Genomic DNA, 20,756 nt, shown 5'->3' on the forward strand with positions numbered 1-20,756 from the left:
TCACTCCCGCTTCGCGACCGTCACGGCGGCGGGCCTGATCTGCCGTTCGCCGTCCCCGTATCCGGGGCGCAGCACCTCGACGACGGTTCCCGGTGGGGCGTCGGGGTCCTGGACGACGCCGACCACCTCGTGCCGGGCCGGGTCGAAGGCGACGCCGGTCTCCGCGTGCCGCGGGTAGCCGAGCAGTTCGAGGACGTTCACCGCCTGGTCGCGTACGGCCCGGACGCCTTCCACGATCGCGCCCGGATCGGCGCCGGCATGGGTCAGGGCGAGCTCGAGGTTGTCCAGGACGGGCAGGAAGGCGGCCGCCGTGCGGGACCGCTCGACCGTCCGCTCCCGCTCCAGTTCCCTGGCGTGGCGCTTGCGAAGGTTGTCGAGGTCGGCGAGCGCGCGCCGCCAGCGGTCCTCCAGTTCATGGATGGCGGTCGTGTACTCGTCCTCGGCAGCCGTGGGGCCGGCGGCGTCGGGTCCCGGTTCGTCGTTCGCTGCTTCCGGACGGGGCGGCGGGCCCGGTTGCGGCGGATCCCCACGAGGAGGGCGTACGGCACCCGGGACCGGCTCCGACGCGGCCCGGTCGGGTTCCTGGGGACGGGCGGGCATGGCGCGCCTCAATCCTTGTCGAACTCGGCATCGATGACGTCGTCGTCCCCGCCACCACTGCCCGGGCCACCGGTCGCGCCGCCCCCGGCGGTGTCCTGGCCGGGACCGCCCGTGGTGGCGGCGCCCTGGTGGGCCGCCAGCCCGGCGAGCACCTGCTGGAGTTCGGAGGTCAGGGGCCGCACGCGCTCCGCACCCGCCTCTTCCTTGACCGCCGCCCGGGCGTCGGACACGAGCATCTCGGCGCGCGCCTTCTCGTGGGCGGGCGCTGCGTCGCCCAGTTCGGCGAGGCGCTTCTCGACCTGGTAGGCGACGGCGTCGAGCTCGTTGCGGGCGTCGACGGCCTCGCGGAGTGCCCGGTCCTGGCCCTGGTTGCGCTCGGCCTCCTGGACCATGCGTTCGACCTCGCTGCGGTCCAGGTTGGAGCTCTCGCTGATGGTGATGCCCTGTTCCTTGCCGGTGTCCCGGTCACGTGCCTTGACGTTGAGGATGCCGTTGGCGTCGATGTCGAAGGTGACCTCGATCTGCGGTTCGCCCCGTGGCGCCGGGCGGATGTCGGTGAGCTGGAACCGGCCGAGGACCCGGTTGTCGGCGGCCCGTTCACGCTCGCCCTGGAGGACGACGATGTCGACGGCGGGCTGGTTGTCCTCGGCGGTGGAGAAGGTCTCGGCGCGGCGGACGGGGATGGTGGTGTTCCGCTCGATGATCTTCGTCATCACGCCGCCGCGTGTCTCGACACCCAGCGACAGGGGTGTGACGTCGAGCAGCAGGACGTCCTTGACCTCGCCCTTGAGCACCCCGGCCTGGATCGCGGCCCCCATCGCCACGACCTCGTCGGGGTTGACGCTCATGTTGGGGTCCTTGCCGCCGGTCAGCCGACGCACCAGCGCCTGAACCGCCGGGATACGGGTGGAACCGCCGACGAGGATGACCTCGTCGATGTCGCTCTCGCCGACCTTGGCGTCGGCCATGGCCTGCTGGACCGGCCCCAGGCACCGCTCCACCAGGTCGCCGGTGATCTGCTCGAACGTGGACCGCATGATCGAGTCGGTGAGATGCTTGGGGCCCGAGGCGTCGGCGGTGATGAACGGCAGGCTCACCTGCGTCTGCGTCACCGAACTGAGCTCGGTCTTCGCCTTCTCCGCCGCCTCGAACAGCCGTTGCAGCGCCTGCGGGTCCTGCCGCAGGTCGATGCCGTTCTCCTTCTGGAAGTCGTCCGCGAGGTGATCCACCAGACGCCGGTCGAAGTCGTCGCCGCCCAGGTGGCTGTCGCCGGCGGTGGAGCGCACCTCCACCACGCCGTCGCCGACGTCGAGGATGCTCACGTCGAAGGTGCCGCCGCCCAGGTCGAAGACGAGGATCGTCTCGTGCTGCTTCTTGTCCATGCCGTACGCGAGGGCGGCCGCGGTCGGCTCGTTGATGATCCGCAGCACCTCCAGTCCGGCGATCCGTCCGGCGTCCTTGGTGGCGGTGCGCTGGGCGTCGTTGAAGTAGGCGGGCACCGTGATGACCGCCTCCGTGACCCGCTCCCCCAGCTGCTTGGAGGCGTCGTCGGCGAGTTTCCTCAGCACCTGGGCGCTGATCTCCTCGGGCGCGTACAGCTTGTCGCGCACCTTGAAGCGGGCCGCCCCGCCGTCGCCCTCGACGACGTCGTACGCCACCGCCCTGGCCTCGTCGGAGATCTCGTCGAAGTGCCGGCCGATGAACCGCTTGGCCGAGTAGATGGTGCCCTTCGGGTTGAGGATCGCCTGGCGCCGGGCCAACTGGCCCACCAGGCGCTCGCCCGTGTCGGTGAAGGCCACCACGGACGGTGTCGTGCGGTTGCCCTCGCTGTTGGGCACGACGGACGGCTCGCCGCCCTCCCACACGGCGATCACCGAGTTGGTGGTGCCCAGGTCGATGCCCACTGCCTTCGCCATGAGGAACTCCTCCCGGTCCGGCGCCTGCGCCGACTTTCCGGATCACGCTTCTAGTACGAATCGGGCCTCTGCCGGTGGTCTGCGGCGCGCCGCTCAGCCGTACAGCCTCGTCGGCGACCGCCCCCGCTCCGAAGATCGCCCCGCACGGGGCGAGGAGCAGGGCGGAGACGACGGGGGCCCTTCTTCCCGTTGCGCACGGGGGGCTCGAACACTCTCAGGGTGGCGAGCCGAGTGGCTCCACGCCTGCGCCCCGCGAGTCAGAAATGCACGGGTCCGGTTACCCCGCGAGTACGAAAGGAAAGGTCCGGACATCTTGGATAAGCCGACCTGCGAGCGGGTAGACGCCGCCGAAGGCTCCAAGAACGGAGTGTTCGCATGGCCACCAGCCGGGCGCACGGCCGCGACTCCGACCGGGAGGGCGGCCTTCCGCGGGGCGGCGGGCGGCGCTCCACGGCTGTGCGGGAACGACCCCGCCCACCTGCTCCGTCGCCGGCCGACCGTGCCCTCCACGAACTGGTTGCGTTCGCCAGCACCCTGTTCGACACCCCGGACGAAGGCGAGATCCTGCGCCTGGCCATGGACCACGTGGCCGCTGCAGGGCCGTACAGCGCCGAGGCGGGATACCTCAAGGTGGACGGCGACCTGGCTCCCAGCCCGAGCGGGCGGATCCACGCCTCGGCCGTGGACCGGAGGGTGCGGGAGCTGGCCGGGCAGGACGGCCCCGTGACCGTACCCGGCAGCCCCTGGGGCCGGGCCCTGGGGCTGCGCGGGCTCGAGAGACTCCACGGCTACCTCGTGGTGACGTCCCGCTCCCGGCCCACCGAGACCGAGTACTCCCTGCTCGACACGCTCGTCCGGCACACTGCCGCTGCACTGTCGGTCGCCTTCGCACACCGCCGCCAACGCGAGGACGCGCTGGAACTGCACCGGCTACGGGAGGAACGCACGGTCCTCCAGCAGCAGCTGATCTCCGTCGCGGCTGAGCTGGGGTACCAGCGGGCCGTTCACGCACTCATGGCCGACGTCGCCGCCTCGGGCGGCGGCGAGGAAGCCATCACCCGCGCACTGCACGGGCTCACCGGGCTCCCTGCGCTGGTCGAGGACCGCTTCGGTCGACTGAGGTCCTGGACCGGCCCCAGCCGCCCCGATCCCTATCCCGAACCGGACCCCGTACGCCAGGACGAAATGCTGCACGCCGTCGCCCGGGAGGTCGGGCCGGTGCGGATAAAGGACCGGCTGATCACCCTGATCCGCCCGCACGGCGAGATCCTGGGCGTGCTGGCCCTGGTCGATGCCCGGAGCGAGGCCGACGAGCACACCGTGCTCGCGCTGGAGCACGCCGCCACGTCACTCGCCCTGGAGCTGGCGCACCTACGCACTCTGGCAGAAGTGGAGCTGAGGCTGCACCGCGAGCTGGTCGAGGACCTCCTGGCAGGAGCGGACGAGGCGAGCGCCTACGCCCGGGCCGAGGCAGTCGGACACGACCTGCACCGCGCTCACTACGTCGTCGTGGTGCAGCGGTCGGACCGGACTGCGGACGAGTCCTTCGCGCAGACCGTGGGCCGGGCGGCCTCCGGCGTGGGCATGCGCTCGCTGCTGGCCCGACGGTCCGACCACATCGTCCTTATCGCCGACGACAGGCCGCACGCCCGCGCGCTGTACGAGGCGCTCGCCCGGGAGACCGGGACACGGTCCGCGACGATCGGGGTGAGCGCCCGTTGCGGCTCCCCGGACGACATCCCCCACCGCTACCAGGAGGCGCAGCGCGCCCTGGAAGTGCGCCGTCACTCCCGCGAGCCCTACGGCACGACGTTCTTCGACGAGCTCGGCCTCTACCGCATCCTGGGACCCGGCAACGACTACCGGGAACTGGAGACGTTCGTCCACGAGTGGCTCGGGCAGCTCATCGACTACGACTCCCGGCACCACGCGGCCATGGTGGAGACCCTGTCCCGGTACTTCGACTGCGGCGGCAACTACGACGAGACCGCCGAATCGCTCGCGATCCACCGCAGCACGCTGCGCTATCGGCTCCAGCGGATCCGCGACATCAGCGGGAACGACCTCGCGAACGTCGAGGACCGGCTGAACCTGCAAGTGGCCACCCGGGTGTGGAAGATCGTGCTGGGTGGGCCCGGCTCGTAGCCTGATGGAACGATCAGGACCAGGCAGGTCAGGTTCGGACCAGTGATTCCCGTGCTGGACTTTCAACCCGTACCGCCTGCACCGGCCTGCGGGAGCCAGCGTGTCACATGGCGCCGACGCCACCCCGGGGCCATCCTGTGGGTACTTGCGATCGCGGGAACAGCCGACGAGAAAGGTCCAGCGATGCCGGTGTCGTCGCAGGACGTAACGGTCGTGGCGCTCCTCGCGGACCCGTACACGCCGACGGAGATCGCTCAGCGCATGGCCCTGACACTTCCTGACCGGCTCGCCGACAAGTCAGGCCAGGGGCGACGGTTCGACGTCGAGGTGGTCAGTGAGCCCTTCACCTCGGGGACCGAGGACCCGCCCACCTTGATGCGCCGGATCATGGACCGCGGGAATGCGGAGGACTGGGACATCGTCGTGGCCCTCACCGACCTTCCGCTGCACTCGCACGGACGCAAGCTCGCCGTGTACCTGAATCACGAAGACGGCTTGGTGCTGCTCTCCCTTCCTTCACTGGGGGGCCTGCGGCTGCAGACGAGGGCCCGGCGGGCCGTTGAAGAAGCCGTGCTCGGCTTGGCGGGTCCGCAAACCACCGGGGCTGAAGGACCTCTGCGGAGTCAGCCGCTTCCGGGCCCCTTCGTCGATCGTCCGGCGCCTGTTCATCCGGGCCGATCCGGTGAGAAGGAGACCGACGATGTTCGGTACGTCGTCAGCGGGCCGCGCGGTTACCTTCGAGTGCTCGCCGGTATGGTCCGCGCCAACCGGCCGTGGCGGTTGGTGCCGGGCTTGTCGAAAGCCCTGGCGGCCGCACTCGCCACGGGAGCAGTCGCCACCGTGAACTCCACCGTCTGGAGCCTGGCCGCGTCCCTGAGCACGCCACGCCTCGTGATCGCCACGGTCGGGTCTGTCGCGATCATGATCGGCTGGCTGATCGTGGATGCGAACCTGTGGCATCGACCACCGGAGAGCTCGCCGGAGGCGAGGCAGAGGGCGACTCTCTACAACGCCTCGACCGTCGTGACCGTGGGGATCGGGGTGCTCGTCTGCTACGTGGGTTTGATGGTCATCAACTGGGTGTGGGCGCTGTTCATCCTCAACGGCCCTGTGTTCGCTTCCGTGACAGGAACCCCTCTTGACGGCGCGGAGTACTGGACGTTGTCCTGGTTCGTCGCTTCGGTCGCCACCGTGGGCGGCGCCCTTGGATCGGGCTTGGAGAGCGATGAGGCGATCCGGGCAGCCGCCTACTCCAAGCGCGAACAGGAACGTCGCAGAGCGCTGCACGACGACCACGGTGACTAGGCAATTGGGTTTGGATCATCGGGCTGACCGGAGGAAGACGCCCGCGATGTGGAGTCCGGCCGCCGGTGGCCGGTCCACAGGGCACCGTGTACCTGCACTACGAGCTCGCCCGACGGCACGCCCGGGACGGGCGACATGAGCGCGCCCGACCGCGATCTCGGGCAGGACGACCTCCGGTGATCCGATGACCACGGTCGACGCCAACGGGATCGCCCTGGGCATCGAGTCGTTCGGTGACCACAACGTGCCACCCGTCCTGCTCGCAGGCGGGACGACGATGCTCCCCTGGCCCGCCGCCCTCTGCGCGCGCCTCGCCGCCGACCGGGACGGCCGCGATCCGCGGCTGGCCGCTCTGGTCGGCGAACTCTCGCTGCAGAGCCACGGGTTCCGCGTCCTGTGGGTCCGCCACGAGGTGCACGGCAAGTCCGCCGGTGCCGAGCTGCTGCACCACCCGCGGGCCGGCGACCTGGAACCGGCATACGAGACGCACACGACCGAACAGCGCCCCCGGCCGGCAGCCGGTGGTGTACCGGGCCGTGCCGGGCGGCCCGTCCGCCGAGCGCCTGTCACTCCTTCAGGCGCCGGACGCGTCGGACGGGCCGGACACGTCGGCGCGGCCGGCCGGTCCGGTCAGCGGAACCGGCCGGTGACGGTGCCCCAGCCGTGCCAGCGGTCGACCTCGATCAGGGCGGTGACCCGGCCGCGGTCCCGCACGGGGTAGTCGCGGCCCCGGTAGTGCCGGGAGAGCCGGTCGATGTCGGCGAGCCGCCGGTCCTCGTACAGCTCGGCGACCCGGCCGATCAGGGTGATGTGGGTGTACCAGGAGTGCTCGTCGAGCACGGTGAGGCTGACCCGGGGGTCGGCGCGCAGGTGGTGCAGGCGGGTGCGGCCCTCGTCCATGTTGACCAGGACGCGGCCGTCCTCCTCCCAGAGGTACCAGGTGGCGGTGGAGACGGGCTGGCCGTCCGGGCGGAGGGTGGCGATGACGGCCGGGTTCGCCCTGCGCAGCAGCGCGACGGCCTTCTCGGGCAACGGTGGCTCGGGCATGAGCGCTCTCCTGGTCCGCGCCGGGGCCCGCCCGCGCGCCGGGCGGCTGCTCTCCGGTCCCTTCTCCGTCCTTCCGCAGCGTAGGCCCCGATCGGCCGGTCACCACGACGCAATGCCGGACGGGTCGTGAGTCACCTCCATGGACCTGCGGCACCGGCGGATCCACGTGGCCGGAGCCGGCCTCGCCGCCGAGCGCCCCTGGAGCGGGCGCTGTCCGCCCGCCGGATCCGACCGCTGACGACCGCTCCCCGCGGTGGCCGAAACGGCGCGCCGCGGGGACGCCGGTAGGGGATCCGGCGCGATACTGCTGACCATGCGTGTCGCGCTCATGACGGCCGGTTCCCGCGGCGACGTCGCCCCGTTCACCGGACTCGGGTCCGGGCTGGCCCGGGCCGGCCACCAGGTCACCCTGGTCACCCACGCACGGTTCGCACCGCTCGCACAGGGCGCCGGGATCGGCTTCCACCCGCTGCCGGTGGACCCGCGCGAGGCTCTTGAGTCCGCCGCCGGGCAGGGCCTGCACCGCAGTTCCAGCGGGATCGGCAAGCTGACCCGGCTGGTCGCGATGGCGCGCTCGCTGGTGGGCAGGATGGCGGACGAGCTGCTGGTCGCCGCCCACGGTCAGGACGTCCTGCTGCTGTCGGCCGCCCTGGCGCCGCTGGGGCACGCGATCGCGGAGGGGATGGCCCTGCCGAGCATCGGCCTCCATCTGCAACCGCTCGCCTCGACCGCCGAGTTCGCCCCGCCGGTGATCGGCGCGAGGTCCTGGGGCGCGGGCCCGAACCGGCTGGCCGGGCATGCCGTGAACGCGGCCGTGGACGGCATCTTCACCGAGGCCGTCCGCCGTACCCGCTCGCGCCTCGGGCTGCCCCGGCGCAGCCTCCGCTCCGCCCGCCGGGCGCGTGAGCAGGCCGACTGGCCGGTCTTCCACGGCTTCAGCGAACTGGTGGTGCCACGCCCCCGCGACTGGCGTCCGGGTCTGCGGGTGGCCGGCTACTGGTGGCCCGGGGACCCACCCGAGGCCGAGCTCCCGCCGGAGCTCCGCGACTTCCTGGACGCGGGCGACCCCCCGGTCTTCGTCGGCCTGGGCAGCGCGGCGGTGCCCGACCCTGAGGGGGTCTCCCGCACGGTCGTGGCGGCGCTGCGCGCGGCCGGGCTGCGCGGCGTGGTCCAGCGCGGCTGGAGCGAGCTGCACGCCGAGGGCCCGGACGTGATCACCGTCGACGACGTCCCGCACCACCTGCTCTTCCCGCGGACGGCCGCGGTCGTGCACCACGCCGGGGCCGGCACCACCGCGGCGGGCCTGCGGGCCGGGGTCCCGGCCGTCCCCGTCCCGATCCAGTTCGACGCCGCGTTCTGGGCCGGCCGCCTGACCGGTCTGGGGGTGGCCCCGGCGGCCGTGCCGCTGCGCCGTCTGACGGCCGGCGCCCTCGCCGCGGCGCTGCGCGCGGCCACCGCCGACCCGGAGCACGCCCGCCGCGCCCGAGCCCTGGCCGCCCGTCTGCGGGACGAGGACGGCGTGGCCCCGGTGCTCGCCGCCGTGGACCGTCTCGCGGGCCGAGCGAACTGACCGGGCTGGGCGGGCCGAGCGGGCCGAGCGGGCCGAGCGGGACGGAACCGCAGCCGCCGTCCACGGGCCACCGACGGCGTGTCAGTTCCAGGTGCGATCGTGTGCCGCATGAACGACACCACTCCGCGTGGCGGAGCACAGCCGACCGTTTTGCTCGACCAGGACCCGCCGGGGCCCTGGTCGTTCCTGCCCGTACCACCGCCGCTCACCGGTCGGGCGCTGCTCTCGGCGCTCCGCGAGGCCGAGCGGACGGCGCACGGCGAACTGCGCGAGCTGTGGGGCTTCGCCGCGATGAACGCCGAGGCCGCGATGAACACCGCGCCCGGGATGCGGCCAACCGCCGGTGAGCTGTGGGCCGCCGCCCAGGAGTACGCGCAGATCGCCGCGAGCGCGCGGTGACCCGGCACCCCGGGGCCGCGGGGGTCCCGGGGCGCGCTGCCCGGGGCCCCCGCGGCCGACCGGTCAGGGGGTGGTCGCCCAGCGCTGCGCGGCGCTGCCGGTGCAGGCGGCGAGCAGCAGTCCGGTGCCGTTCGCAGTGCCGGACTTCTCCGGTGCGAGGCACTTCCCGCCGCTGACCAGGGCGAGTTGCGGCCCTTGTTGCCAGCGCTGTCCGGTGGAGCCGTTGCAGGGCTGCACGGCGACGGTGCCGGCCGTGCCGTCGAGGCAGACCCCGGCGAGTCCGGTGAGCGACCCGTCGGCGTGCAGGGTCCAGCGCTGGTTGCCGCCGCCGTGGCAGGTGTAGAGGGTCGGCCGGGTGCCGGGGGAGGTCGCCGAGCCGGGCAGGTCGACGCAGCTGCCGGAGGCGCCGTTGACCAGGGTGGTGTCGGTCGGTGGCGGCAGGGCGCGTCCGGTCGCGCCGATCTCGGCGGCACTCGTCCACGGGCCGCGGTCGCCCGCCTCGCTCAGGGCCTTCAGTCGCAGGTAGCGGCCGTTCTTGGCGCCGAAGGAGATCCGTTGCTGCGCCGCGCCGTCCGGGAGGCTTCCGGTGGCGACGGGGCTGCCCCAGTCGGCGGTGGTGTCGGAGACGTACACCTCGTAGCCGCCGATCCGGCCGTTGACGCCGCCGTCCTGCCGGGGCAGGTAGCTCAGGCCGTCGACGGCGTAGCGGGCGCCGAGGTCGATCTGCAGCTCGTGCGGCAGTGGTGCGGCGGTGCCCGACCACTTGCTGTGCCAGAGGGTGGCGCTGTTGCCGTCGATGGCGTTCGCGGCCGCGCCGTTCTCGGCCGAGGTCTCCTGGCTGTCGGCGTAGGCGACCGTCCAGCCGCCGGTGGGGATGGGGGTGGCGCCGGGGATCGCGCTGCCGGTGGGCAGGGTGAGGCCGGTGGCCGTCACGGTGAAGGCGGCGGATCGGGAGCCGGTCTTGACCAGGAGCACGCCGGAGCGGTCCGCCGGGTCGAAGTACCAGCCGCTGGCGGCCGCGTCGTAGGCGCTGCGGCTGGCCAGTGCGGGCAGCGCGGTGCCGGCGACGGTGACGCTGCCGGGTGCGGCGGCGGCGTGCACGGTGAACTCGTAGTCGCGGGAGGCGGGTTTGCCGGTGTAGCTGCCGGTGGCCGCCCCGACGGCGATGCTGACGTCGCCGGTGCCGGACTGCGGTGCGGTGACGTCGACCCGCTGACGGGCGTACGCCCCGGACCGGTAGGCGCGGGTGGTGCCGTCGTCCTCGTACAGGCTGAAGGTGGAGCTGCCGCGCGGGTAGACGTCGTAGGTCAGCCGGGAGACGGGCTTCTCGCCGGCGTAGTTCATCTGCGGCCACATCGGCACGACGGCACCGGACTTGACGAAGAGCGGCAGGATGTCGAGCGGCGCGCTGTAGCCGTTGAGCCAGCCGGGCCCGGTGTACGCCTTGCCCGTCCAGTAGTCCGTCCAGGTGCCGGCGGGCAGGTAGATGCCGTCGCGGACGGCGGTGTCGGAGACGACCGGGGCGACCAGGAAGGAGTCGCCGGCCATGAACTGGCCGCTGGTCGCGTTGCCGCGCGCCACCGGGTCGTCCGGGTACTCCAGCACCATCGCCCGGGTGGACGGGACGCCGGTGTCGGTGGCGTTGCGGCTCATCGTGTAGAGGTAGGGGGTGAGCCGCATCTTCAGCTGCAGGTACTTGCGGTTGATCGACAGGTAGGGCTCGGCGAACCGCCAGGGCTGCTTGTCCTGGTAACCCGCGGACGGGTTGGTCGCGCCCCAGCCGGACATCGTCATGAAGGCCGGGGTGAAGGCCTTCCACTGCAGGTCGCGGACGTAGGTCTTCGGGCTGCCGCCGAAGATGCCGTCGACGTCGCCGGAGGCGTAGTTGAGGCCGGACAGACCCGCACCGGCGATCGCCGGGACGTGCCAGCGCATGGCGTCCCAGGTGCCGCTGGTGTCGCCCGTCCAGACGACGGCGTTGCGCTGGGTGCCGGCCCAGCCGTCGACCGTCCAGACGAAGCGGCGGGCGTCGGAGTGGTCCTCGATCCCGGCGACGGCCTGCTGCACGCCGGTGAAGGCGGTCTTGTAGCCGCCGCCGATCCAGGCCACGTCCGTCTTCACCGCCCGGGAGCCGGCCGTACCGACCTCCCAGTCGATGTTCGACAGTCCGGTGGAGGTCCACAGTCCGGTGTGCACGCCCTTGGCGGCGAGACCGGAGACGGTGCTCGGCAGGTCGGTGTAGCCGCAGCCGTAGCCGTCGTTGGGCAGGAACCAGCCGGAGGGCATGTCGGCGGCGCGGGCGTCGGCGGCGTAGCCGACCGCGTCCGGGGTGGTCTGGTGGCGGAGCCTGCCGTGGTCGCCCTGGTAGGCGGGGTTGGAGGCGTTGAAGCAGTCGGCGTTGCCGAGTTCGAGGCCCCAGACCGGGGCGAGGAAGGGCTTGCCGGTGACGTCGGTGTAGCCGCCGAGCACGTCCTTGAGCGAGTCGCCGGCGAAGTACCAGGCGTCGAAGCGCTTCTCGTCGTGCGCGAGCGTGGTCGGCGAGCCGAAGCCGTAGGAGCCGGGGGCCCAGGTGTTGCGCATCACGCCGTAGCCGTTGGTGGACATGTAGAACGGCGCGGGGCTGGCGTTGCTGTTCTCTGTCCAGGAGTTGCTGACGGCGACGGGCACGGTCCTGTCGCGCAGCGCCCACTCGCCGAGGCGCAGGCCGGTGCCGTAGAACTGCTCGTCGGCGCCGCGGGTGAGGTACTGGGTCGTCCGGTCGGCGGTCCAGCTGGTGGGCTGGGACTCGGCCCAGAGCAGGGTGGTGTTGTCGGCCCGGTACAGGGCGAAGGTGAGCGGCGACTTGTTGATCCGCAGCGAGACGGCCGGGGTGGCGATCCGCCAGTAGGCGCCGGCGTCGGTCTGGGTGGCGTCGACGGCGCCGAAGTCGGTGGTGGTCGCGAGGTCGTGGCCGGCCGGGTCGTCGGTGAAGCTGCCGTCCGGGGAGAGCCAGATCCGCAGGATGTCGGCCCGGGCGAGGACGATCCGGGCGGCGGCGCCGCCGGAGGCGGTCACCGTGAAGGTGTTGCCCGAGCGGGTGATCCCGGTGGCGTTTCCGGGAGTTGCGGCACCGGCGGGGTGGGCCGGGCCGAGGACGGCGGCGAGGACGGCGACGAGCAGCAGGGCGAGCGGGAGCGCGACGGGCCTGGCGCCGGGACTTCCCGGCCGCGGTCGGACGGTGGGCGGAGCGGATCGCACGAGGGTGCCTCCTCGGAGGTCTGCGGGGGTCCGGTGACCCGGAAACGGCGCCGCGGCACGCTCGACTCGGCCGCGGGCAGGGGCAGTCGGGGCTGTCCCGGCGGTCGGGGCCGTCAGGGCGCTTCACATCAGAGCAGAGCCCTGATGTGACGTCAATTGCTCGAACCGGCCGATGTTCGCGCAGTTTCGCGCATGCACGCGCGAGCCGTGTGCACGCAGGGGCCGGAGCCGCCACCGGACGGGGCAGGACCTCGCACGACGGCCGGGGCCGGCGCGGACGATCCGCGCCGGCCCCGGCCGTCAGCCTCCTCGGTGCTCAGAGGTGCTCAGAGATGCCCAGAGGCGCTCAGAACCGCACCGGCAGCTCCAGCAGGCCGCGGGCCCGCAACGAGGGACGGTGCCGCAGCTCCGACTCCGGCACGTCCAGCGCCAGTTCGGGGAAGCGGCGCAGCAGGGCGGTCAGCGCGACCGAGGTCTCCAGCCGGGCGAGCGGGGCACCCAGGCAGTAGTGGATGCCGTGGCCGAGGGCGAGGTGACCGGTCTCCCGCCGGTGCACGTCGAGCCGGTCCGGCTCCGGGAACTGCTCCGGGTCGCGGTTGGCCGAGGCGAGGACGCACAGCACCGTCTCCCCCGCCGGGACGGTGACGCCGCCGATGACGACGTCCTCCCGCGGGAAGCGGCGGATCGCCAGCGGCGCCGGCCCGTCGTAGCGGGCGAACTCCTCCACGGCGGCCGGGACGAGGCTCTCGTCGGCGCGCAGCGCGGCCAGTTGGCCGGGGTGGCGCAGCAGCGCGAGGACGGCGTTGCCGATCAGGTGGACGGTGTTCTCGTACCCGGCGAAGAGGATCAGGAAGGCGAGCGAGGTGAGCTCGTCCTCGCCGAGCCGGTCCCCCTCGTCGCGGACGGCGATCAGGTCGGAGAGCAGGTCGTCGCCGGGTACGGCGCGCTTGCGGTCGATCAGCGCGGTGAAGAAGGCGAGCATCGCGGCGACGGCCGCCCGGGCGTCCTGCGGGCGGGCCGGGTCGGGGGTGACCAGGGCGTCCGTCCAGGCCCGGAAGTCGTGGCGGTCCTCGGTGGGCACGCCGAGCAGGTCGCAGATCACGGTGATCGGCAGGGGTGCGGCGTAGGCGGTGATCAGGTCGGCCCGGCCGTGCGGGGCCATCGCGTCGAGCAGGGCGTCGGCGACCTGCTCGACCGATCCGCGCAGTGCGGCGATCCGCCGCGGGGTGAACGCCTGGGAGACGAGCCGCCGGATCCGGGTATGGTCCGGCGGGTCCATGTTGAGCAGGTTGGCGTCCAGGGCGGGCGGCAGGGCGAAGCCGCGGTAGTTGCCGGGCGCGGCGTGCTGCTTGTCCAGGGCGAGCCGGGGGTCGGCGAGCGCCCGGCGCACGTCCGCGTACCGGGTGACCAGCCAGACGGGCAGCCCGTCCGGGCCGGTGATCCGGTGCACGGGGCCGGCCGCCCGCAGTCGGGCGTACCCGGCGTACGGGTCGGCGATCAGCGCGGCGGCCGGGCCGGCGGAAGAACCGGTGGAGGGTTCGGCGGCAGGGTCGGTGGAAGGGCGGGCGGAGGGGCGGGCGGAGTGTGCGAGGTCCGGTGCGGTCACCCGGTCAGCCTAGAGGGCGCCCCGTGCGCCGATCGGTGACACCCGGTCAGGCACGGTTGAACGTCACATGGGTGACCCCGCTGGGGCTCGCCACCGTCTCGATGCGGAAGCGCTCCTCGATCCCTTCGAGCCCGTCCCAGAGGCGCTCGCCGCGGCCGAGCAGGATCGGCACCACGACGACGTGCAGGTGGTCGACCAGGTCCTCGGCGAGGAAGGCCCGCACGGTGCTCGGCCCGCCGCCGAGCCGGACGTCGAGGCCGCCCGCGGCCTCCTTGGCCTGCTTCAGCACCTCCTGCGGCGCCCCGTCCACGAAGTGGAAGGTGGTGCCGCCCTTCATCTCCACCGAGGGGCGGGGGTGGTGGGTCATCACGAAGACCGGCGTGTGGAACGGCGGCTCCTCGCCCCACCAGCCGTTCCAGTCGTGGTCCTCCCAGGGGCCGCGCTGCGGACCGAACTTGTTGCGGCCCATGATCTCCGCGCCGATCCCGTCGGCCCAGGTCGCGGCCATGGCGTCGTCCACGCCGAAGTCGCCGCCCTGCTTGCTCTGCATCGACCGGAACGCCCTGGTGTTGAAGAACCAGCCGTGCAGCCGGTGGCCGGCGTGGCCGAACGGCGCGTCGAGGGTCTGCCCCTCTCCGGTGCCGAAACCGTCGAGCGAGACCGAGAAGTTGTGGACCCGTACCAGCGACACGCGAGGACCTCCGGCAGTCGGCAATCCGGCGCGGCCCCGCCGCACCCGTTCCGACCGAATCTATCCCCGGGGTACGACAGATCCGCGGAGCACCGGACGCCGGGGCGCGGCGCGACCGGCGCGGGACGACGACGGGTACCTCGGGCGCGGTGCGGGCCGGGATGCGGCGCTGGGCCGAACGGGGCAAGGTCGAGGCATGACCGATGTCCTCGTACTCCTCGAACTGGAACCCTCCACGGAGGTCCTGGACAGCGGCGAGGTCGACGTCGGCGCGCGCATCCGCTGGGTCCATGCCGCCCCCGCCGACCCGCAGGACCCGGAGCGGCCCGCCGCCGCCACGTTCTGCGGCCTGCCCACCGGCGACCTCGAACCCGAGCCCTACCGTCGCGCCGCCCCCGGCGACAGCTGGTACCCGCCGTCCCAGACCACCCGCCACTGCCTCGACTGCGACCGGGCCCTCACCGCGGGCTGACCGCCGAAGGGCACCGGAAACCGCCTGCTACTCCGCTGCTCCGGCGAGGGCCCGGACCAGGCCGTCGGTGAGGGTCCGCACCAGGCTGCCGTCCTGGTCGCGGAGGGGGTTGATCTCCGTGACGACCACGGCGGCCAGCTGCGGGGCGCGGGCGAACTCGGCGAGGCAGTCCAGTGCGACGGCCAGCGGCAGGCCCTGGTTGAAGTGCGGGAAGTCCGCCAGCGGCAGCTCGGTCGAGTCGATCACGTCGACGTCGAAGTGCAGCAGCAGGTGCGCGTACCGCTCGGCGAGGTCGCCGCGGACGGCGCGGGCCGCGGCGACGGGGTCGGCCCCGGGGGCGGTCAGCCCGGTGCACGGGTGGGTCCGCAGGCCGTACCGGGCGAGCCGGTCCCGCTCGGCCGCGTTCACCTCCACCGGGTCGTGGCCGAAGGCGGTGACGGCGTCGGCGGTCAGCAGCGGGGTCCGCGGTCCGAGGCCGGCGAGCTCGGGGGCGCCCTCGCCGAGCAGATGGGCGAGGACCATGGTGTCGAGGACGCCGGAGACGGTGCTGTCGGGCACCGACAGGTCCACGTCGCCGTCGAAGTAGATCAGGCCGGTGTCGGGCCGCCGCGCGACCAGGGCGGCGGTGACGCCGAGGGTGATGGTGCAGTCCCCGCCGATCACCAGCGGCAGCGCGCCGTCGTCGAGGAGGGCGCCGACCCGGTCGGCGACGGACCGGGCGACGTCGGTGACCAGGGCGAGGTTCTGCCGGTTGCGGTGCTCCGGGTCGGTGCGGAAGGGCACCGCCGGTAGGTCGCCGTGGTCCCGGACGGCGAGACCCGCGCTGCGCAGCCCCTCGGCCAGCCCGGCCGCCCGGACGGCGGCGGGCGCCTTCTCCTGACCGGGTCCGTGCGTCCCTGCGCAGGACGGCACTCCCAGCAGCGCGATCTCACGCGGCACGGCATGGCCCCTCTCCGGTTCGCCGGCCGGGTACGGGAACCCGGCCGCGCCTGCGGCGAGCGTAGGCGCGGCCGGGGGGGCCCGGCGGCCTCCCACGCCCGGGCCGGGACGGTCGGTCCTCCGTGCAGAGCAGCATGCCGCGACCGACCTCGTCCGCGGCCGCACCGGTCAGCAGCAGGCCCACGGCCTCGTCCGCCGCCCCGTCCCCGGCGAAGCAGCTGCGGAACCGCTCCACGCCCGCGACCGTGACCGTCACCGGCCGCCGCCCGCCCGTCCTGCTGCCTGCCCGTCCGGGCCGAGCAGCAGGGCCCGGTCCGGAACGGCCGTCCCGGCGGCGAGCCGGCCGGTGACGGCGACGCCGCGGCCCGGTACCGGCCACCACGTCCTCGATCCGCATTCGCACGCCCGCCGTCCCCCTCCCGGGCCGAACCGCTACTGGCGGATCGTCACGACGGCGGCGGCGCCGTCGACCTGGAGCAGGTCTCCGCCGTGGTGCAGCAGCACCGCGTCGTACCGGTCGAGGTCGTACCCGGCCGAGGCCAGGGCGGCGGTGCCGGCGAGGCAGACGACCAGCAGGACGCCGCCCTCGGGGGCCCGGACGGGGCGCGGGGCGTCCGCGATCTCGACCTGCGCGCTCGCGCGGCCGCGCCGGGTCATCACGTTGAAGTCGACCACCGGCCCGCCCTCCAGCCGGCAGTCGGTGGCCGCGTCCCCGGGGAAGACGAAGGGCCGGAACGGCTCGGTGAGCGCCTGCTCGGCACCGGCAACCGTCAGCGTCATCCCGGCGCCCTCGACCAGGGTGATCACCCGGTCGGTGTCCGCGAAGACGGAGAACGGCCCGCCCCGGGCGACGTCCGCCAGGCTGACCCGCCAGGCGAAGTCGGTCATCCCCGCACCGGCCGGCCCGGCCGCGACCTCGCGGGTCACGCCGCCCCCGTTGAGCCACGGCACCGCCGCCCGGTCCGCCGCCCGCAGTACCTCCACCGCCATGGCCCCTCGCCTGTCCTGCTCGCCGGTCCGCTTCGCGGCGATTCTGTCACGCACCGCAGGGCCGGACACGGCCCGCCGACCGGTGCCGGCCCGGGCCCTCGGCGGCGGATCCGATGTGTCGTCAACTTCCGGCGGGGCGGAGCCGCCGGTAGGACCATCGGGAGCGGCACCCCGCGCCGGACGCGTCCGCCCACGCCGGGCTGCCACACCGGCCGTCCGTGCGCATCTCGAACACCGGGAGAGATGAGTCACAGTCGTTCGGTCGAAAATCATGACAAGCTGGGTCGAAGTGATACCGCTCTACCGAGGACATCACCCATGCATCACGGAGCCCACCCCGCTCCCGCTCCTGCCCCCCGTGCCGACGTCGCCCTCGCCCGAGGCTGTACGGAATGCCGTGGATGGGGCAGCGTCATCACCGATTCCGGCCGGCACGAGCTCTGCTCGGCCTGCCAGCGCACCGCGGAGGACGCCCTGCCGGGCGACGAGGACCCCTCCGGACCTGCGCGTGCCCTGCTCCGACCGGTCACCCGGGCCCTCTGACCGGCCCCGGCCCGGTCGGCCCCGCCCGACCGGGCCCCGCCGGCAACACCCGCTCCCGCAGCCGGGAAGCCACCGGCAGGTAGGCCGCCCGCCGGGCATCGCACCCTGACGGAGCACGTCCGGTGCGTGTACGGCGACCTCGACGGCACCAGGGCGTCCGCCGCGCCCCTGCCCGGCACGCCGTGGGCACTGGCCTCGGCCGCGGCCGGGCTCAGCCCGGCACGAACATGCACCCCAGCAGGCCCGCGCCCGCGTCGGCGGCGGTCTGCCACAGCGGGCCGATGCCGTCCAGCAGTGCGGCCGCCTCCTCCGGCCGGCCGCCGCCGTGGTCCGACAGCCATTGCACGGTGCGGCGCTCGACGGCCGGACGCTCGCTCTCCGGCAGGTCCAGCGCGGCGAGCACCTCCGGCAGGGCCGCCCGCACCCGCCCGGCGTCGAGGAAGAAGTCACCGAACCAGCCGGGCAACCGGGCGAAGCGCTCGGGGCCCAGCCCGTGGGCCAGGGCCGCCGCGGGGAATCCCTTCCGGCAGACCGGTGTCAGCATCAGCGGCCGCCACTCGGCGGGCACCCGGTCGAAGGCCGCGTACAGCTCCTCGACACGGCCGCCCAGCGGGCAGGCACCGGACAGCAGGTCGAAGGCCACCGTCGCCGCCCGGTCCGCCGACTCCACCCCGACGGCCTCCGGCGCGGCGCACCACTGCTGCCACAGCTCCCGGGTGCGGGGGTCGTTCCGCTGCGCCTCGACCACCGGCCCGGCCACCGCGGCCAGCTCGGCCACGACCTCGTCCGGCACGGGGGCGAGCACCCACACGCCGATGAATCCCACCGCTCCCCCTCCGTCCTCGGACCCGATCGTGCCCGCGCCCCCGGGGTGCGCCGCCGGTGGGGGTGCCGAGCGGGCGGCCGGGGAGAACAGTGGAGGTATGAGCATCGTCGTTCTGCACGAGCCGTTGGCCGACAGTCCGGTGCTCCCGCCCGACGGGGCGGGCACCACCGTGCACGCGGCACCCACCGACGTCCCCCTCACCCGGACCTTCTGCGGCCAGCAGGCCGAGGGCATGAGTCAGGTGGACATGGAGGCCGTGGGCGCCGCGGCCTGGGATCCGGCGCCGGAGTCGGCCCGGGTCTGTCCCGAGTGCGACCGGGCCGTGACCGTGGGGCACTGGGACGTCTGCTGACGCCCTCAGCCGGTCAGCCCGTCGGCCGTCCACCAGGCCCGCGGGGTGTCGCAGCTGCCGACGACCGGGGCGGTGGCGGGCCCGCGGTCGACCAGGCAGCCCCCGTCGTCGGCGCGGATCGTGAAGCGGGCCCGTGCGGGCTGCGGCTCCAGGTGCAGCGGGTCGGCGTCGGTGACCCGGACGAAGGACCAGATCTGGGACGGGTCGTCGGCGAGGCCGCGGGCCCGGTCCGACCGCAGGTCCACGGTGCCGTCCGGCTCGGCGGTGAGCAGCAGCGGACCGGCCGTGTCGTCGCCGGCCAGCAATGACTGGATCAGCAGCCGGCCGTCCGCAGCCGGGCGGACCAGCCACTCCTGGGAGTCGGCGGCCGCGACGGGCGCGGTCCGCAGGCCGGTGCCGTCGGCGGCCCGTGAGTCCTCGGCCGCGCCGGTGCCGTCCGCCTGGAGCCGCAGACCGCTGCGGTGAGCCGTGAACACCCCGAGTCCGCGGTCGGGCAGCGGCACGCCCGCGCCGCGGTCCGCGCGCAGCGGCGGTACGGCCTCGACCGAGCGGTGCCCCGGGTCCTCCGCCCGGACGGCGACCGCTGCGGTGTCGTCCGGCGCACCGGCCGCGGAGGCGCCGGTGGGACCGGCGAGCGGGCCGCCGAACAGCACGCCGGGCAGGAGCGCCAGCGCGACGGTGGCCTTGGCGGCGCTGAGGGCAGGTCGGTAGCACACAGTGGGGAACCCCCGTGACGGTGGAGAGGCCTGCCCTGCTGCCGAGGACGGTCGCCCACCGGCCCCGGGTGCTGCGGACGGCCCTGGTGGGGACGGGACTGGTGGCACTGCCCCTCGCTCTGTCGGGGGCTCGTGCCCGGCGGCCGGTCTCGCCTCCACCAACGAGCGGCCCCCGGCGAAGTCACGCCCCGCGTGCTGCCGGCCGCGTCAGTCGCCGTCCTGCACCCGGGCCACGGCGTCCGCGCGCCGGGCCGGCGGGAAGGTCCGGGAAGGTCCGGGAAGGTCATCGTCCCGCCGGGCGCCATCCGGCCGAACAGCGCGGTCAGGTGTGGGCGCCGGGCCAGGGGCCGGGGGTGGGGACGGCGGGCTTGTCGGTGGTCTCGGTGGTGGCGGTGCGGAAGCCGGCCGCGCGGTAGGTCCGCAGGGCGGCGGGCCCGTCCAGCGAGCAGGTGTTGACGGTGACCGTGGTGGTGGGCGGCAGGGCGGGGTGCCGGTCGGCGAGGTCCCAGGCGCGGGCGAGTCCGACGCCGAGCAGGTGGCGGCCGAGGCCGCGGCCGATGAACTGCGGCAGCAGCCCGAAGTAGGCGACCTCGACGCGGCCGTCCCCGCGCGGCTCCAGCTGCACGTATCCGGCCGGGGTGCCCGCCACGTACGCGACCCAGGTCTCCACGCCGTCGCGGTCGAGCCACTCCTGCCACTGGCGGTGGCTCCAGGGCAGCCGGTCCGTCCAGGTCCACGGGCCGCCGACGGCGGTGTAGAGGAAGCGGGCGAACTCCGGTCCGGTCTCCTCGGCCAGGAGGATCTGCAGCGGGGTGTTCTCCGGTGCGGGCGCCTCCACCAGGTCGGTGCGGGAGGTCTGCTCCAGGTACCAGGTGGTGACGGTGATCGTCTCGCTCATGCGGCCCAGGCTCTCACGCCGTCCGCACCGTGTCGGGCCCGGGGCGGGAGGCGCTCAGCGGGTCTCGCCCCGGGCCCGCATCTCGGCCTCGGCGATGTGGTCGCGGCCGGGCGCCAGCGCCTCGCGGACCTGCCGCTCCGCCTCGACGAAGGCCCGGTGGTACCCGTCGTTGTAGGTCTCCACGACCTGGTACGTCCACATGCCCGGCAGCACGTCCCGGCCCTGCACCTCGCGGGCCACCAGGTCGGCCCACTCGCCGTGCCCGGCCTCCCGCAGGGCCTGCACGGCGAGGCCGACGACCCGGTCCGCGCCGCCGGTCAGCTGGTGGAAGTCGTAGAGCCGGCCCCGGGCCCGTTCGGTCATCTCCAGGGCCTCGGAGAGGAGCCCGAGGGCCTCGACCGTCGCGTCGTCCATGCCGTCCGGGCGGGTGTGGCGCCGGTCGGGATGCTGCGGCTGCTGCGGCTGCGCGTCGTCGCTCATGGTCGTCCCTCCGGCGGGCCTGCG

At 74.0% G+C, this 20,756-nt stretch carries 19 protein-coding genes; 7 read left to right on the plus strand and 12 right to left on the minus strand.

Annotation, left to right across the window (positions count from 1 at the left end; translation table 11 throughout):
• Together AB0O09_RS15375 and dnaK are read right to left on the minus strand one after the other, a co-directional pair.
• The gene (locus AB0O09_RS15375; RefSeq protein WP_363542154.1) at positions 1–600 is read right to left on the minus strand and encodes a nucleotide exchange factor GrpE; all 600 of its coding nucleotides are present in this window, start codon (positions 598–600) and stop codon (positions 1–3) included.
• 8 nt (positions 601–608) lie between these two features.
• A complete protein-coding gene (gene dnaK, locus AB0O09_RS15380) occupies positions 609–2,516 on the minus strand; it encodes a molecular chaperone DnaK (RefSeq protein WP_363542155.1) in 1,908 nt (635 codons plus the stop codon).
• A 375-nt stretch (positions 2,517–2,891) separates the two neighbouring features.
• Between dnaK and AB0O09_RS15385 the strand changes: the two genes are divergently transcribed.
• The 3 genes from AB0O09_RS15385 (at position 2,892) to AB0O09_RS15395 (ending at position 6,687) form a co-directional block, all read left to right on the plus strand.
• Positions 2,892–4,661 carry a helix-turn-helix domain-containing protein gene (locus tag AB0O09_RS15385; protein ID WP_363542157.1) on the plus strand — a complete coding sequence of 590 codons (1,770 nt, stop codon included), beginning with the start codon at positions 2,892–2,894 and terminating at the stop codon, positions 4,659–4,661.
• A 183-nt stretch (positions 4,662–4,844) separates the two neighbouring features.
• On the plus strand, positions 4,845–5,966 hold the full coding sequence (locus AB0O09_RS15390; protein WP_363542158.1) for a hypothetical protein: 1,122 nt from the start codon (positions 4,845–4,847) through the stop codon (positions 5,964–5,966).
• Positions 5,967–6,243: 277 nt separating this feature from the next.
• Positions 6,244–6,687 carry a hypothetical protein gene (locus AB0O09_RS15395; RefSeq protein WP_363542272.1) on the plus strand — a complete coding sequence of 148 codons (444 nt, stop codon included), beginning with the start codon at positions 6,244–6,246 and terminating at the stop codon, positions 6,685–6,687.
• Here AB0O09_RS15395 and AB0O09_RS15400 read toward each other — a convergent pair.
• Complete coding sequence (locus AB0O09_RS15400; protein ID WP_363542159.1) at positions 6,597–7,013, minus strand: PPOX class F420-dependent oxidoreductase; 417 nt, start codon at positions 7,011–7,013, stop codon at positions 6,597–6,599. The genes AB0O09_RS15395 and AB0O09_RS15400 overlap by 91 nt on opposite strands.
• 313 nt (positions 7,014–7,326) lie before the next feature.
• Between AB0O09_RS15400 and AB0O09_RS15405 the strand changes: the two genes are divergently transcribed.
• Together AB0O09_RS15405 and AB0O09_RS15410 are read left to right on the plus strand one after the other, a co-directional pair.
• Complete coding sequence (locus AB0O09_RS15405) at positions 7,327–8,583, plus strand: glycosyltransferase (protein WP_363542160.1); 1,257 nt, start codon at positions 7,327–7,329, stop codon at positions 8,581–8,583.
• A gap of 108 nt (positions 8,584–8,691) precedes the next feature.
• On the plus strand, positions 8,692–8,982 hold the full coding sequence (locus tag AB0O09_RS15410) for a hypothetical protein (RefSeq protein WP_363542161.1): 291 nt from the start codon (positions 8,692–8,694) through the stop codon (positions 8,980–8,982).
• 63 nt (positions 8,983–9,045) lie between these two features.
• Here the strand turns inward: AB0O09_RS15410 and AB0O09_RS15415 are convergent, their stop codons facing one another.
• The 3 genes from AB0O09_RS15415 to AB0O09_RS15425 form a co-directional block, all read right to left on the minus strand.
• Positions 9,046–12,219: a TIM-barrel domain-containing protein gene (locus AB0O09_RS15415; protein WP_363542162.1), complete on the minus strand. Its 3,174-nt coding sequence runs from the start codon at positions 12,217–12,219 to the stop codon at positions 9,046–9,048.
• A gap of 346 nt (positions 12,220–12,565) precedes the next feature.
• Positions 12,566–13,720 carry a cytochrome P450 gene (locus tag AB0O09_RS15420; RefSeq protein ID WP_363542273.1) on the minus strand — a complete coding sequence of 385 codons (1,155 nt, stop codon included), beginning with the start codon at positions 13,718–13,720 and terminating at the stop codon, positions 12,566–12,568.
• Between the two features lie 151 nt (positions 13,721–13,871).
• Positions 13,872–14,516 carry a dihydrofolate reductase family protein gene (locus AB0O09_RS15425; RefSeq protein ID WP_363542163.1) on the minus strand — a complete coding sequence of 215 codons (645 nt, stop codon included), beginning with the start codon at positions 14,514–14,516 and terminating at the stop codon, positions 13,872–13,874.
• A gap of 196 nt (positions 14,517–14,712) precedes the next feature.
• Between AB0O09_RS15425 and AB0O09_RS15430 the strand changes: the two genes are divergently transcribed.
• Positions 14,713–14,988 carry a hypothetical protein gene (locus AB0O09_RS15430; RefSeq protein WP_344623508.1) on the plus strand — a complete coding sequence of 92 codons (276 nt, stop codon included), beginning with the start codon at positions 14,713–14,715 and terminating at the stop codon, positions 14,986–14,988.
• A gap of 27 nt (positions 14,989–15,015) precedes the next feature.
• Here AB0O09_RS15430 and AB0O09_RS15435 read toward each other — a convergent pair whose 3' ends face one another.
• The 3 genes from AB0O09_RS15435 to AB0O09_RS15445 all read right to left on the minus strand — a co-directional run bounded on the left by AB0O09_RS15435 (position 15,016) and on the right by AB0O09_RS15445 (position 18,286).
• Positions 15,016–15,927: an arginase family protein gene (locus AB0O09_RS15435; RefSeq protein ID WP_363542164.1), complete on the minus strand. Its 912-nt coding sequence runs from the start codon at positions 15,925–15,927 to the stop codon at positions 15,016–15,018.
• Positions 15,928–16,359: 432 nt separating this feature from the next.
• On the minus strand, positions 16,360–16,917 hold the full coding sequence (locus AB0O09_RS15440) for a HutD family protein (RefSeq protein ID WP_363542165.1): 558 nt from the start codon (positions 16,915–16,917) through the stop codon (positions 16,360–16,362).
• A 754-nt stretch (positions 16,918–17,671) separates the two neighbouring features.
• Complete coding sequence (locus tag AB0O09_RS15445) at positions 17,672–18,286, minus strand: hypothetical protein (protein WP_363542167.1); 615 nt, start codon at positions 18,284–18,286, stop codon at positions 17,672–17,674.
• Positions 18,287–18,383: 97 nt separating this feature from the next.
• Between AB0O09_RS15445 and AB0O09_RS15450 the strand changes: the two genes are divergently transcribed.
• A complete protein-coding gene (locus AB0O09_RS15450; RefSeq protein ID WP_363542168.1) occupies positions 18,384–18,638 on the plus strand; it encodes a hypothetical protein in 255 nt (84 codons plus the stop codon).
• Positions 18,639–18,643: 5 nt separating this feature from the next.
• Here AB0O09_RS15450 and AB0O09_RS15455 read toward each other — a convergent pair whose 3' ends face one another.
• From AB0O09_RS15455 to AB0O09_RS15465, 3 genes are all read right to left on the minus strand, one after another.
• Positions 18,644–19,354: a hypothetical protein gene (locus tag AB0O09_RS15455; protein ID WP_363542169.1), complete on the minus strand. Its 711-nt coding sequence runs from the start codon at positions 19,352–19,354 to the stop codon at positions 18,644–18,646.
• 322 nt (positions 19,355–19,676) lie between these two features.
• Positions 19,677–20,252, minus strand: a complete 576-nt coding sequence (locus AB0O09_RS15460; protein ID WP_363542170.1) for a GNAT family N-acetyltransferase — start codon at positions 20,250–20,252, stop codon at positions 19,677–19,679.
• Between the two features lie 54 nt (positions 20,253–20,306).
• A complete protein-coding gene (locus tag AB0O09_RS15465) occupies positions 20,307–20,732 on the minus strand; it encodes a hypothetical protein (RefSeq protein WP_363542171.1) in 426 nt (141 codons plus the stop codon).
• Positions 20,733–20,756: the final 24 nt, after the last annotated feature.

The organism is Kitasatospora sp. NPDC093679, from assembly GCF_040683455.1.
Lineage (GTDB): Bacteria > Actinomycetota > Actinomycetes > Streptomycetales > Streptomycetaceae > Kitasatospora > Kitasatospora arboriphila.

Bases quoted from the DNA above. Each gene is read 5' to 3' on its own strand.
- AB0O09_RS15375 (WP_363542154.1), bottom strand. From the start codon at position 600: ATGCCCGCCCGTCCCCAGGAACCCGACCGGGCCGCGTCGGAGCCGGTC.
- dnaK (WP_363542155.1), bottom strand. From the start codon at position 2,516: ATGGCGAAGGCAGTGGGCATCGACCTGGGCACCACCAACTCGGTGATC.
- AB0O09_RS15385 (WP_363542157.1), top strand. From the start codon at position 2,892: ATGGCCACCAGCCGGGCGCACGGCCGCGACTCCGACCGGGAGGGCGGC.
- AB0O09_RS15390 (WP_363542158.1), top strand. From the start codon at position 4,845: ATGCCGGTGTCGTCGCAGGACGTAACGGTCGTGGCGCTCCTCGCGGAC.
- AB0O09_RS15395 (WP_363542272.1), top strand. From the start codon at position 6,244: ATGCTCCCCTGGCCCGCCGCCCTCTGCGCGCGCCTCGCCGCCGACCGG.
- AB0O09_RS15400 (WP_363542159.1), bottom strand. From the start codon at position 7,013: ATGCCCGAGCCACCGTTGCCCGAGAAGGCCGTCGCGCTGCTGCGCAGG.
- AB0O09_RS15405 (WP_363542160.1), top strand. From the start codon at position 7,327: ATGCGTGTCGCGCTCATGACGGCCGGTTCCCGCGGCGACGTCGCCCCG.
- AB0O09_RS15410 (WP_363542161.1), top strand. From the start codon at position 8,692: ATGAACGACACCACTCCGCGTGGCGGAGCACAGCCGACCGTTTTGCTC.
- AB0O09_RS15430 (WP_344623508.1), top strand. From the start codon at position 14,713: ATGACCGATGTCCTCGTACTCCTCGAACTGGAACCCTCCACGGAGGTC.
- AB0O09_RS15440 (WP_363542165.1), bottom strand. From the start codon at position 16,917: ATGGCGGTGGAGGTACTGCGGGCGGCGGACCGGGCGGCGGTGCCGTGG.
- AB0O09_RS15450 (WP_363542168.1), top strand. From the start codon at position 18,384: ATGAGCATCGTCGTTCTGCACGAGCCGTTGGCCGACAGTCCGGTGCTC.
- AB0O09_RS15460 (WP_363542170.1), bottom strand. From the start codon at position 20,252: ATGAGCGAGACGATCACCGTCACCACCTGGTACCTGGAGCAGACCTCC.
- AB0O09_RS15465 (WP_363542171.1), bottom strand. From the start codon at position 20,732: ATGAGCGACGACGCGCAGCCGCAGCAGCCGCAGCATCCCGACCGGCGC.